11 protein-coding genes and 1 tRNA gene are annotated in these 12,022 nt (G+C 71.9%); 8 read left to right on the top strand and 4 right to left on the bottom strand.

Features of this window, described 5'->3' with window-relative positions:
- Positions 1–127 precede the first annotated feature (127 nt).
- The 3 genes from ACFWJX_RS11920 to ACFWJX_RS11930 all read right to left on the bottom strand — a co-directional run bounded on the left by ACFWJX_RS11920 (position 128) and on the right by ACFWJX_RS11930 (position 2,961).
- Positions 128–1,093: a DUF5926 family protein gene (locus tag ACFWJX_RS11920; RefSeq protein WP_383240511.1), complete on the bottom strand. Its 966-nt coding sequence runs from the start codon at positions 1,091–1,093 to the stop codon at positions 128–130.
- Between the two features lie 175 nt (positions 1,094–1,268).
- Positions 1,269–1,847 (bottom strand): ATP-binding protein, encoded by a 579-nt coding sequence (locus tag ACFWJX_RS11925; RefSeq protein ID WP_383240514.1) that lies wholly within the window; start codon positions 1,845–1,847, stop codon positions 1,269–1,271.
- A gap of 274 nt (positions 1,848–2,121) precedes the next feature.
- Complete coding sequence (locus ACFWJX_RS11930; protein ID WP_383240517.1) at positions 2,122–2,961, bottom strand: glycerophosphodiester phosphodiesterase; 840 nt, start codon at positions 2,959–2,961, stop codon at positions 2,122–2,124.
- A 313-nt stretch (positions 2,962–3,274) separates the two neighbouring features.
- On the opposite strand from ACFWJX_RS11930, the gene ACFWJX_RS11935 reads away from it, so the two are divergent.
- Both ACFWJX_RS11935 and ACFWJX_RS11940 read left to right on the top strand, forming a co-directional pair.
- Positions 3,275–4,786, top strand: a complete 1,512-nt coding sequence (locus ACFWJX_RS11935) for a S1C family serine protease (RefSeq protein WP_383240520.1) — start codon at positions 3,275–3,277, stop codon at positions 4,784–4,786.
- A gap of 85 nt (positions 4,787–4,871) precedes the next feature.
- Positions 4,872–4,956, top strand: a tRNA-Ser gene (locus ACFWJX_RS11940).
- 73 nt (positions 4,957–5,029) lie between these two features.
- On the opposite strand, the gene ACFWJX_RS11945 is transcribed toward ACFWJX_RS11940, so the two are convergent.
- Complete coding sequence (locus ACFWJX_RS11945; protein WP_383240523.1) at positions 5,030–5,959, bottom strand: bifunctional DNA primase/polymerase; 930 nt, start codon at positions 5,957–5,959, stop codon at positions 5,030–5,032.
- Between the two features lie 370 nt (positions 5,960–6,329).
- Between ACFWJX_RS11945 and ACFWJX_RS11950 the strand changes: the two genes are divergently transcribed.
- From ACFWJX_RS11950 to ACFWJX_RS11975, 6 genes are all read left to right on the top strand, one after another.
- Entirely contained in the window at positions 6,330–6,644 is a 315-nt protein-coding gene (locus tag ACFWJX_RS11950; protein ID WP_383240525.1) for a hypothetical protein, read from the top strand.
- Between the two features lie 196 nt (positions 6,645–6,840).
- On the top strand, positions 6,841–7,764 hold the full coding sequence (locus tag ACFWJX_RS11955; protein WP_383240528.1) for a bifunctional MaoC family dehydratase N-terminal/OB-fold nucleic acid binding domain-containing protein: 924 nt from the start codon (positions 6,841–6,843) through the stop codon (positions 7,762–7,764).
- A 58-nt stretch (positions 7,765–7,822) separates the two neighbouring features.
- Positions 7,823–8,260: a MaoC/PaaZ C-terminal domain-containing protein gene (locus ACFWJX_RS11960; RefSeq protein WP_383240531.1), complete on the top strand. Its 438-nt coding sequence runs from the start codon at positions 7,823–7,825 to the stop codon at positions 8,258–8,260.
- On the top strand, positions 8,257–9,423 hold the full coding sequence (locus ACFWJX_RS11965) for a lipid-transfer protein (protein WP_383240534.1): 1,167 nt from the start codon (positions 8,257–8,259) through the stop codon (positions 9,421–9,423). The genes ACFWJX_RS11960 and ACFWJX_RS11965 overlap by 4 nt, the downstream gene beginning before the upstream one ends.
- 223 nt (positions 9,424–9,646) lie before the next feature.
- Positions 9,647–10,195 (top strand): SigE family RNA polymerase sigma factor, encoded by a 549-nt coding sequence (locus ACFWJX_RS11970; RefSeq protein ID WP_383240536.1) that lies wholly within the window; start codon positions 9,647–9,649, stop codon positions 10,193–10,195.
- Between the two features lie 155 nt (positions 10,196–10,350).
- Entirely contained in the window at positions 10,351–11,994 is a 1,644-nt protein-coding gene (locus ACFWJX_RS11975; RefSeq protein WP_383240825.1) for a long-chain fatty acid--CoA ligase, read from the top strand.
- The last annotated feature ends 28 nt before the right edge of the window (positions 11,995–12,022 follow it).

The following is a 12,022-nucleotide window of genomic DNA, read 5'->3' on the forward strand; positions in this document are numbered from 1 at the left end:
GCTTTCGTGCGGTTTTTTCGGCTTAACATACTGTTTATAGTGGGGTTGTGGGGCGCGGCCCCCCCCCCCCCCGCGGGGGGCGGCGCGCCCCCCCCCCGCCCCCCCCACCGCCGAACGGATTCGTGCGTCAGCTGAGCGTCACCTGTCGGTTGGTCAGGCCGCCACGCGCCCGACGCTCGTCGGTCGTGAGCGGCGCGTCCGAGGCCAGCGCGGTGGTGAGCCGGTCGGCGAACTCGGCGGCCGGCTTCTCCACATCCTCCGCGGAGACCCCGCTCGGCAGGTCCCACACGGGCACGGTCAGGCCGTGCGCCCGGAAGGACCCCACCAGTCGGGTGCCCTCGCCCAGGCTCGACCGACCCGCCGCGTGCAGCCGCGCGAGCGCGTCCAGAAGATGCTCCTCCGGGTACGGCATGACCCAGCGAAGGTGGTTCTTCTCCGGGGTCTCGCACCAGTACGCGGCGTCCACACCGGTCAGCTTCACGGTCGGGATCGCCGCCGCGTTGGCCCGCTCCAGGGAGGCGGCCACCTCCGGCGTCGCGTTCTCCGGGTCCGGGACCCAGAACTCGAAACCGCTGTGCACAACTGGCTCGAACGCGCCTTCCGGGTCGAGCAGATCCTGCATCCGCGGACCGTCGGCCGGTGCGCGCCGGGCCTGCACGGGCGTGCCCGGCTCCGCCGCCAGCGCCCGCAGGAGGGTGTCGGCCAGGTCGCGGCTGATGTCGCCGGAGGGGGTGTCGTTCTGCAGACCCAGGAGGACCGAGCCGTCGTCGCGGCGCAACGCCGGCCAGGCCATCGGCAGCACCGTGGCGAGCGTGACCGACGGGACGCCCTCGGGCAGGCCGTCCTTCAGGGGCAGTTCCACCGTGGCCGCCGGGACCAGCTCGCGCAGTGCCACCCAGTCGCCCTCGCCCGGCAGGCCCTCGAAGGGACGCTGCACCAACTCGGTCACGGCATGGGCGGCGGCCCGGCCGTGACAGGCCTTGTAGCGGCGGCCGCTGCCGCAGGGGCAGGGCTCCCGCGCGCCGACGACCGGGATCTCCCCCTCGGTGAGCTGCGGCCGCTGGGCCTTCGTCTGAGGTCGCTTCTTGGCCATCTGGGTGTCTCCCGGGTACGGCTCGTCTGGTACTGGCGGGAGCCTAGCCGCTCGCACGGAGAGCCACGGGAACCTGTGGACGACGGCGGGGCCTGTGGACACCGCGCCGGGGCCTGGCGGGCGGAGAGCCCGGCCGGTTCCGACCGGTTCCCGTCGGCCCTTGTCGGTCCCGCGGTCAGCGGTGCCGGATGTGCGGTCCCGCCTGGTCGAAGTCGTCGAACGCGTCCGCGAAGTCCAGGCCCGGCATCGACGCCACCGACGGCGCCCCGACCCGGGAGGCGAAGTCGTCACGCCGGCAGCCCGCGTCGGGGTCGTACGCGTCCGCGTGGACGACGACCCACACGGTGATCTCACCGCGGACGTCGTCCCGGACGCCCCAGTCGTCGGCCAGCGCCGTGATGATGTTGAGTCCGCGTCCGCCGTGCGCCGTGACGGAGGGGGTCGCCGGGGCCGGCCGGGTCGGCCCGCCGCCGTCGGTCACCTCGACGACCAGCCGGCCGCCGGAGTCCACCCGCCACGCGGCCCGCACATCGCCGTCCCCGGCCAAGGCGTCGCCCAGCGGACGGCCGTGCTTGCACGCGTTGCTCAAAAGTTCGGAAAGGATCAGAACGGCATCGTCGATGACCGCCTCCGAGACTCCGCCCGTGCGCAGTTGATCGCGCATACGGTGTCTCGCCTCACCCACGCCCGCAGGGCCATGGGGTACGGCCATGCTTGACGACGTGGGCACCTCTTGTGCCACCACCAACGCCACCCCCGAGACCTCCTTCGCCCCACGCCACGGTGTGGATGCCCCATTGGCCTGTACCGGAAACCGGCCAATCCATGTCCCGTGACGCACTCGCACCGATCGAACACGGAGCGAATGCGCCGGAGCACTCCCGGTGAGCGGAAGGTCGTCATGTGGCTGGATTTCTTCGGTATGGCCGAGAAGCGAGGATGGTTCAGGTGGTGCTCGGGGTCAAGAGGTGTGGATGGGGCCAGTGGGGCTTCTGCGACTTTCTGTTCCTTCCTACGGAAGAGGGGGTTCAGCGGCCCAGGCGGTCCAGCACCGCGCGCGGGCGGTTGGTGATGATGGCGTCGACGCCCAGACGCACACAGAGGTCGACGTCCGCCGGTTCGTTCACCGTCCACACGTGCACCTGGTGGCCGGCCTTCTTCAGCCGCTCCACATAGGCGGGGTGACTGCGCACGATGCGCATCGAGGGCCCGGCGATGCGGACGCCCGCCGGCAGGCGGCCGTCGCGCAGCCGGGGCGAGACGAACTGCATCAGGTAGACCGTCGGCAGCGTCGGCGAAGCGGCACGCACGCGATGCAGTGAGCGCGCCGAGAAGCTCATCACCCGCACCGGGGACGCCTCGCCGGTGACGGGCGCGTCCAGGCCGAACCGCTTCAGGAGCACCAGCAGCCGTTCCTCGACCTGCCCGGCCCAGCGCGTCGGATGCTTGGTCTCGATGGCCAGCTCCACCCGGCGCCCCGCGTCGGCGACCAGCTCCAGCAGTCGCTCCAGGGTGAGGACGGAGGTCGCGTCGCGGTCCTCGGGCCGCACCTCCCAGTCGGGCTCCTCGTCGCGCGTGTTCCAGGCCTCCCGCGCCGCTCGCGTCTTCCAGGAGCCGAAGTCCAGGGCCGCCAGGTCGGCGAGCTCCAGCTGGGAGACCGCGCCGCGGCCGTTGGACGTACGGTTGACGCGGCGGTCGTGGACGCAGACGAGATGGCCGTCCGCGGTCAGCCGTACGTCGCATTCGAGGGCGTCCGCGCCGTCCTCGATCGCCTTGCGGTACGCGGCCAGGGTGTGCTCGGGAGCATCCTCGGAGGCCCCGCGGTGGGCGACGACCTGGATGCGTTGCTGCTGCCGTGCGTGGGTCACCGCGTCATGGTGCCACCGGTACGGGGTACGCGTCCGGCGGGCCGTATCGGAGGTGTCGGCGGGTGGCTGTCTGAGAACCCTCTGAGAACCGTCTGAGATGTTCCGGGGAAGTGCCGCCAATGCGCCAAATGCCCCGTATAAAGAATGGCCAAGGACCCACAGGCAGCGCTTATGGTGCTCTGACGGCCCGTGGGAAAAGCTGACACCGAACAAAAGCACATGCACAGCTACAGCGCGCGGGGTCGACGACAAGCGTGAACGGGCGTGACCGAGTGCGACCGAGTAAGACAGCCGTGGACCGAGGAGAACAGCTGTGAACACCGAGAACGAGGGCACCAACGAGGGCACCCCGGTTCCCCCGGCCCCGTCCGCGCCCCCCGTGCCGGTGGAATCTCCCACGGCCTCCCCCCAGCAGGCCGCCCCCGGCACCGGGGCACCCACCACCCCGCTGCCGACGACGCCCCCGCCGGCGCCGACCGCCCACCACGCCCCGCAGGGCAGCGCCCCCGACGGTGACTGGCCGCCGCCCACCGCCCCCAGCGCGGCCGCCCCCGCGGACGGCGCCTGGCCGCCCCCGCAGCCGCCCGCCCCGTCCTACGCCGACAACGGCTTCGGCGCGCCCTCGGCGCCCCCCGGGAACCCCGGCGGAACCGGAATCGACACCGCCGCCTGGGGCGCCGCCTACCCGCAGCCCGCCCCGCCGAAGGCCCGCCGCGGCCGCGGCGGTCTCGCCGCCGCCGTCCTGGTCGCCGCGCTCGTCGCGGGCGGCCTCGGCGGAGGCCTCGGCTACACCCTCGCCAAGAACGACGACACGGGCTCGACCACCGTCTCCGCCTCCGACAGCGGCGGCTCCGTCAAGCGCGACCCGGGCACCGTCGCCGGCGTCGCCGCCAAGGCACTGCCCTCCACCGTCACCATCCAGGCCGAGTCCAGCGACGGCGAGGGCGGCACCGGCACCGGCTTCGTCTTCGACACCCAGGGCCACATCGTCACCAACAACCACGTCGTCGCCGACGCCGTCGACGGCGGCAAGGTGACCGCCACCTTCCCGAGCGGCAAGAAGTACGACGCCGAGGTCGTCGGCCACGCCCAGGGCTACGACGTCGCGGTCATCAAGCTGAAGAACGCCCCCTCGGACCTCAAGCCGCTCACCCTCGGCGACTCCGACAAGGTCGCCGTCGGCGACTCGACGATCGCCATCGGCGCGCCCTTCGGCCTGTCCAACACCGTCACGACCGGCATCATCAGTGCGAAGAACCGCCCCGTCGCCTCCTCCGACGGCACCGGCAGCAGCGCCTCGTACATGAGCGCCCTCCAGACGGACGCCTCGATCAACCCGGGCAACTCCGGCGGCCCGCTGCTCGACGCCCAGGGCAACGTGATCGGCATCAACTCCGCGATCCAGTCCACCGGCAGCGGTGGCCTGGGCGGCACCACCCAGTCCGGTTCGATCGGCCTCGGCTTCGCCATCCCGATCAACCAGGCCAAGTACGTCGCCCAGGAGCTGATCAAGGACGGGCAGCCGGTGTACGCCAAGATCGGCGCCTCCGTCTCGCTGGAGGAGTCCACCGACGGCGCGAAGATCACGGACCAGGGCGCGGGCGGCGCCGCCGCGGTCGAGGCGGGCGGCCCCGCGGCCAAGGCCGGCCTCAAGCCCGGCGACGTCATCACCAAGCTCGACGACACGGTGATCGACAGCGGCCCGACCCTCATCGGCGAGATCTGGACCCACAAGCCGGGCGACAAGGTCACCATCACCTACGAGCGCGACGGCAAGACCCACACGGTCGACCTCACCCTCGGCTCCCGCAAGGGCGACAGCTGACCGTCTCCCACCCCCACGACGACACCACACGCGCGTGGCCACCCGTTACTCTTGTCCTCGCGTCACCCCTCAACGGGTGGCGCGGGGTGGGTTGCCCGAGCGGCCTAAGGGAACGGTCTTGAAAACCGTCGTGGCGCGAGTCACCGTGGGTTCAAATCCCACACCCACCGCGTAGCAGGTCAGAAGGTTGCAGTTCAGAAGGGGTGCCACCCTCCCAGGTGGCACCCCTTCCCTGTTCCCCCGTCACTGTGGCTCGTCCGGGCCGGGGTGTCGGTGGGGGAGGCCGGGTCGCGGGGAGCGTCGCGGGTAGGTCATGTGGGCTGCCGAGGCCAGGGTGGAGCGGGCTTCTCGGGGGGTCAGGCCGGTGCGGACGGCCGCGTCGATGAGGGCGTCGGAGAGGGCGTCGCCGATGCCGTCCTCGTAGGCCCGGCAGGCCGCCCAGTACAGGCGGGTGTTGCGTTGGCCCTGGTGGGCGGCGAGGACGAACTGGACGAGGCCGCGGCCGTGGGCGCCGCCCGCTGCCGGGGACGTGGAGCGGGGAGTGCGGGGCGGGGGGAGGAGCAGGCGCAGGAGGGCGCGGGGGCAGGGGGCGGGGACGAGGTGGGCGGTGCCGGGGGCGGTGGCGTACACGCCGTGGTCGGTGCGGGAGCCGGGGCCGACGAGGTAGCCGCCGGCGCCGCGGATGTCGATGCCGGGGGCGAGGCGGCCGGCCGAGTTGGGGACGACGGCGTCCGGGGGGCCGCTGAGCCAGAGGTGACGGCCGCCGGAGGGGGTCAGGACGACGACGGTGGGCGGGATGGTGAAGCGGTGGCGCAGGGCGAGTTCCCGCAGGGCGGTGGTGGAGTCGGTGCCGGACTTGGTGTCCAGGTCGACGCCGATGAGGTGGTGCGGGGGGAGTCCGCAGGCGATGCCGTAGCCGGTGGACCAGGGGGCGGCGGCGAAGAGTTCGCGGATGCGCGTGGGGTCGGTGCCGGCGTCGTACACGCCGTGGCCGGGTCGGCCGCATTCGCCGTGGCAGGGCGGGGCCGTCGGGTCGTCACGGTGGGGGGAGCGCAGGGCCGGGAGCTTGGTCCGGGACAGGGGGATGACGGCCAGGCCGCGTTCGGCGGCCGACAGGGCGTGGGCGAGGGCCAGCGTGGTGGCCTGCCGGGGGTACCGGTCGGTGGTGGCCATGGATCTATTTTCGTATGTGTGTTCGAAAAAGGGAAGAGGGTGAGGGTCCGACGCGCCGAGCGGGGTCGGACCGGCTGGGAAGGTGCCGGAACGCTTCGCCTCTTGTGGGGCTTGAGGGGTGGGTGTCCGACTTGCCAGGGATTGAGGCGGCACGGGTAAGAAAAGTGACGCAAGGGGTTTATCGACTTGTCATCACGCTTGGGTGCTAATCATGGCTTCCGGGGTGGTTCGACGGGGATTCGGTGGGCAACTCTGGTCTCGCGACGTCGTCACAGCACCGGGGCGGTCGGCCAACTTCCCTGGTGAAAGCCGTACTTCTCGAATCGTCCGGTCACGAGCCGGTGCGTAGTCCCCGTTCTGGAGGAACAACATGGCAAGCATCCGTACCGCCCGCGTCATCGCCGCCGTCTCCGCCCTTCCGCTGGCAGCCGCTCTGTTCACCGGCGTCGCGGCGGCGGACAACGGCGCCATCGCGGACGACGGATCGAACGCGGGTGTCGCGAGTATCGTCGGCAGCGGCGTCGGGCACGACAACAACGGCAACTCGTCCACCACACAGCAGAACGCCGTCGGCTCGGGCGCCTCGAACCAGAGCAACACCGCTCAGGTCAACGGCTCCGCGTTCACGGCCGTCAACCAGGGGAACAGCAACGTGGCGGTCAGTTTCACGCCCCTGTGGTGGTGATCTGAGGGGCTGGTGCCCCGGCGCCGGCCCTCCTCCTTCGTGCTGGGTGCTCTGTGGGGGTGGGAAACGCGTCTGCGCGGCGGTGCTTCGGCGCCGCCGCGCAGGCGTTTTCGCGCGTCCGGAAACCGGTGACCTTGACATCGACACGCATCTGACGGACAGTCAGAAACCTTGCCAGGGGGCGGTGGTGATGAGGATGAGCGGCACGGAAGACGTACGGGACGCGCTGGAGGCGCGGCTGAAGGCCTACGAGGGCCGGCCCGCCGCGACCGCCGGAGCCGGCCGTGATCCGGTCAACGCGCCCATGATCCGCCACTGGTGCGAGGCGATCGGTGACACCAACCCGGCGTACACCGGCCCCGACGCCATCGCTCCGCCCACCATGCTCCAGGCCTGGACCATGGGTGGTCTCGGCGGGCACGCCGGGCGCGCGCCCGCCTACGAGGAACTGCTCGCCCTCCTCGACGAGGAGGGCTGCACGGCCGTCGTCGCCACCGACTGCGAGCAGGAGTACGTACGTCCCCTGCGCCCCGGCGACGAGATCACCTTCGACACCGTGATCGAGTCGGTCTCCGGCCGCAAGACGACGAAGCTCGGCACCGGCTACTTCGTGACGACCCGCACGGTGGTGCGCGTGGCCGGGGAGCCGGCCGGCGTCCACCGGTTCCGCATCCTCAAGTACGCCCCGGCGCACCGGGAATCCGATCCCACCGAACCCGAGGAGCGCCGCCCGCGCCCGGTGATCAACCGGGACAACGCCGGTTTCTGGGAGGGGGTGCGCGGCCACCGGCTCCTCATCCAGCGCTGCACCGCCTGCGGCACCCTCCGTTTTCCCTGGCTGCCGGGGTGCGCGAGCTGCGGAGCGCAGGAGTGGGACACCGTCCGGGCATGCGGCGAGGGGACCGTCTACTCGTACGTCGTCATGCACCACCCGCCCTTCCCCGCCTTCTCCCCTCCCTTCGCCGTCGGTCTGATCGAACTCGCGGAGGGCGTGCGGATCGTGAGCGACGTGGTCGGGGTGCCGTACGACAAGGTGCGCATCGGGATGCCGGTGCGGCTGGAATTCCGGCGGTACGACGAGGAGTTGGTGCTGCCGGTCTTCCAGGGGGTGACCGCGTGAGGGCGACGGGCCGGCCGCATGAGCGCGGGGGTGGCCGTGTGAAGGCCGGGAGGGTCTCATGAGGGCCGGGGACGAGCTTGCTCCGCTGGAGGTGGCGATCACGCGGACACTGATCGTCGCGGGGGCGGTCGCCTCCCGCGACTACCAGGACGTGCACCACGATCCCGAGGCGGCCAGGGCCAAGGGCTCCCCCGACATCTTCATGAACATCCTCACCACCAACGGCCTGGTCGGCCGCTACATCACCGACCACTTCGGCCCGACGGCGGTGCTGCGCCGGGTCGCCATCCGGCTCGGGGCGCCCAACCGTCCCGGCGACACGATGGTGTTGAGGGGCACGGTCGAGGAGGTCGACGGGGACACGGCGGTGGTGCGGGTGTCCGGCGACAACGGCATCGGGCGGCATGTCAGCGGCACCGTCACGGTCACCGTCCCGGGGTCCGTCTCCGGGTCCGTCTCCGGGTCCGTCTCCGGGACGGGGGAGGAGGCGCGGTGAGCGTGCGGACGCGGGACGGTCTCGGGGGGCGGGCGGCGATCGCCGGGATCGGGGCGACGGAGTTCTCCAAGGACTCGGGGCGCAGCGAGCTGCGGCTGGCGGTGGAGGCGGTGCGGGCGGCGCTGGCCGACGCGGGGCTGCGACCGTCGGACGTGGACGGCCTGGTGACCTTCACGATGGACACCAGCCCGGAGATCACGGTGGCGCAGGCCTGCGGCATGGGGGAGCTGTCCTTCTTCTCCCGCGTCCACTACGGCGGCGGGGCGGCGTGCGCGACCGTGCAGCAGGCGGCGCTGGCGATCGCGGCCGGGGTGGCCGAGGTCGTCGTCTGCTACCGCGCCTTCAACGAGCGCTCGGGCCGCCGTTTCGGCTCCGGGGTCCGGCAGCGGGAGCCGTCGGCGGAGGGGACGGCGCTCGGCTGGACCCTTCCGTTCGGGCTGCTCACCCCGGCGTCCTGGGTGGCGATGGCGGCACAGCGGTACCTGCACGCCTACGGGCTGACCCCGGAGGCGTTCGGGCAGGTGGCCGTCACGGCGCGCAGGCACGCGGCGGCCAACCCGGCGGCGTACTTCCACGGCCGGCCGATCACCCTCGCCGACCACGCGGCCTCCCGCTGGATCGCCGAGCCGCTGCGGCTGCTGGACTGCTGTCAGGAGACCGACGGCGGTCAGGCGCTGGTGGTGACCTCGGTGGAGCGGGCCCGCGATCTGCCACGGCCGCCGGCCGTGATCGCCGCGGCCGCCCAGGGCGCCGGGCGGGCCCAGGAACAGATGACCAGCTTCTACCGCGACGACCTGACGGGCCTGCCGGAGGTGGCGGTGGTCGCCCGCCAGCTGTGGCGGACGTCGGGGCTCGCGCCCGCCGACATCGACGTGGGGATCCTGTACGACCACTTCACCCCGTTCGTGCTCATGCAGCTGGAGGAGTTCGGCTTCTGCCCGCCGGGCGAGGCCGCCGCGTTCGTCGCCGAGGACCGCCTGCCGCTCAACACCCACGGCGGCCAGCTCGGCGAGGCCTACCTGCACGGTATGAACGGCATCGCGGAGGCCGTACGACAACTGCGCGGCACGTCCGTGAACCAGATACCCGGCGCCGCCCGCACCCTGGTCACGGCGGGGACGGGCGTGCCGACCTCGGGGCTGGTGCTGGCGGCCGACGGCTGAACAGGGACAGGGGCGCCGGAACCGGGCACCGGGACGACGGCGTTCGGACCAGGGTGCCGGTACCGCCGGTGTCCGCCCCCCCAGGGGTGATCCCGCAGTAGTCGGCGTGCTCTCGTCCACCTTCAGGAGGTGGAGCCGGCACCACCCCTACAACCTGAGGCGGACTCGCCTTCGGCACCTGCGGCCGATCCGCGGGAGGCGGGTCCGAACCTAGCGTGGAGCCATGACCACACCCGTCTGCACCCGCGCTTCGAACGGCAAGACGCGGCCTTCTTCGTACCCGTCCTTCGCGTCGTACGTCAGCGCCCGCCAGCCGGTGCTGCTGCGTACGGCACGGTCGCTGACCGCGAACCCGAGCGACGCTGAGGACCTGCTGCAGACCGCGCTCGCCAAGACCTATGTCGCGTGGGAGCGGATCGAGGACCACCGGGCGCTCGACGGCTATGTCCGCCGGGCCCTGCTGAACACGCGCACCTCGCAGTGGCGCAAGCGCAAGGTCGACGAGTTCGCCTGCGAGGAGCTGCCGGAACCGGAGCCGCAGCCCGGCGACGACGACCCGGCCGAGAAGCAGGCGCTGCACGACGCGATGTGGCGGGCGATCATGAAGCTGCCCGCCCGGCAGCGGGCCATGGTCGTCCTCAGGTACTACGAGGATCTCAGCGAGGCGCAGACGGCGGAGGTGCTCGGCGTCTCGGTGGGCACGGTGAAGTCGGCGGTGTCGCGGGCGCTCGGCAAGCTTCGGGAGGACCCTGAGCTGGGCGTTGTTCGTTAGCGCGCTGACGTGGCGGTTCGACGTGCGCTTTAACGTGACCTGATCGATCATCGCTCCCTAGTGACATACCGAGTGGTATGTGCGCAGAATCAGCGCAACCGTTACCACCGCGTAGGCAATGACGCCGCACCTGGGAGGACGCCGTGCTGAGCACCATGCAGGACGTACCGCTGCTGATCTCGAGGATCCTGACGCACGGGTCGACGATCCACGGCTCGTCGCAGGTGACCACATGGACCGGCGAGGGGGAGCCGCAGCGCCGCACCTACGCCGAGATCGGCGTCCGAGCGGCCCAGCTGGCGCACGCTCTGCGGGAGGACCTCGGGGTCACCGGCGACGAGAGAGTCGCGACCTTGGCCTGGAACAACGCCGAGCATGTCGAGGCCTACTTCGCCATCCCCTCCATGGGCGCGGTGCTGCACACCCTCAACCTGCGGCTGCCGGCCGAACAGCTCGCGTGGATCGTGAACCACGCCGCCGACCGGGTCGTCATCGCCAACGGCTCGCTGCTGCCGCTGCTGGCCCCGCTGCTCCCGCACCTCAAGACGGTCGAGCACGTGGTCGTGACCGGCCCCGGCGACCGCTCGCTGCTCGCCGGAGTGAGTGCCCAGGTCCACGAGTACGAGGACCTGATCGCCGGCAAGCCGACCGCCTACGACTGGCCCGAGCTGGACGAACGCCAGGCCGCCGCCATGTGTTACACCTCCGGCACGACCGGCGACCCCAAGGGCGTGGTCTACAGCCACCGCTCGATCTACCTGCACTCCATGCAGGTCAACATGGCCCAGTCGATGGGTCTCACCGACCACGACACGACACTGGTCGTCGTGCCCCAGTTCCACGTCAACGCGTGGGGCCTGCCGCACGCCACCTTCATGACCGGCGTCAACATGCTGATGCCGGACCGCTTCCTCCAGCCCGCGCCCCTCGCCGAGATGATCGAGAGCGAGAAGCCGACCCACGCGGCCGCGGTGCCCACCATCTGGCAGGGCCTGCTGGCCGAGCTGACCGCCAAGCCGCGGGACGTCTCCGCCCTCACCCAGGTCACCATCGGCGGCGCGGCCTGCCCGCCCTCCCTCATGGAGGCCTTCGACCGGCTCGGCATGCGGGTCTGCCACGCCTGGGGCATGACGGAGACCTCCCCGCTGGGCACCATCGCCCGCCCGCCGGCCGCCGCGGTCGGCACCGACGCGGAGTTCGGGTACCGCCTGACCCAGGGCCGTTTCCCGGCCGGGGTCGAGGCCCGCCTCACCGGACCCGGCGGCGAGCGTCTCCCCTGGGACGGGGAGTCCGCGGGCGAGCTGGAGGTCCGCGGTCCCTGGATCGCGGGCGCCTACTACAACGGGCACGGTGCCGAACCCCTCCGCCCCGCCGACAAGTTCAGCGAGGACGGCTGGCTGAAGACGGGTGACGTCGGCACCATCTCCCCCGACGGCTTCCTCACCCTCACCGACCGCGCCAAGGACGTCATCAAGTCCGGCGGCGAGTGGATCTCGTCGGTGGACCTGGAGAACGCGCTGATGGCCCACCCGGCCGTCGCCGAGGCCGCCGTCGTCGCCGTCCCCGACGACCGGTGGGGCGAGCGCCCGCTGGCCACGGTCGTCCTCAAGGAGGGCGCCACCGCCGACTTCGAGTCCCTGCGCGCCTTCCTCGCCGACGAGGGCGGCGTCGCCAAGTGGCAGCTCCCGGAGCGCTGGACGATCGTCGAGGCGGTCCCGAAGACCAGCGTGGGCAAGTTCGACAAGAAGGTGCTGCGCAAGCAGTACGCGGCGGGCGACCTGGACGTCACCCGGCTCTGACCCACCCCGCCCGCCCGGCGGAGCACCT

The sequence above is a fragment of the Streptomyces sp. NPDC058335 genome (assembly GCF_042723915.1).
Taxonomy (GTDB): domain Bacteria; phylum Actinomycetota; class Actinomycetes; order Streptomycetales; family Streptomycetaceae; genus Streptomyces.

What these genes read in the sequence shown, in the direction of transcription:
- ACFWJX_RS11920 (WP_383240511.1), bottom strand. Translation starts at nt 1,093, where the DNA reads ATGGCCAAGAAGCGACCTCAGACGAAGGCCCAGCGGCCGCAGCTCACC.
- ACFWJX_RS11945 (WP_383240523.1), bottom strand. Translation starts at nt 5,959, where the DNA reads ATGGCCACCACCGACCGGTACCCCCGGCAGGCCACCACGCTGGCCCTC.
- ACFWJX_RS11950 (WP_383240525.1), top strand. Translation starts at nt 6,330, where the DNA reads ATGGCAAGCATCCGTACCGCCCGCGTCATCGCCGCCGTCTCCGCCCTT.
- ACFWJX_RS11955 (WP_383240528.1), top strand. Translation starts at nt 6,841, where the DNA reads ATGAGCGGCACGGAAGACGTACGGGACGCGCTGGAGGCGCGGCTGAAG.
- ACFWJX_RS11960 (WP_383240531.1), top strand. Translation starts at nt 7,823, where the DNA reads ATGAGGGCCGGGGACGAGCTTGCTCCGCTGGAGGTGGCGATCACGCGG.
- ACFWJX_RS11970 (WP_383240536.1), top strand. Translation starts at nt 9,647, where the DNA reads ATGACCACACCCGTCTGCACCCGCGCTTCGAACGGCAAGACGCGGCCT.
- ACFWJX_RS11975 (WP_383240825.1), top strand. Translation starts at nt 10,351, where the DNA reads ATGCAGGACGTACCGCTGCTGATCTCGAGGATCCTGACGCACGGGTCG.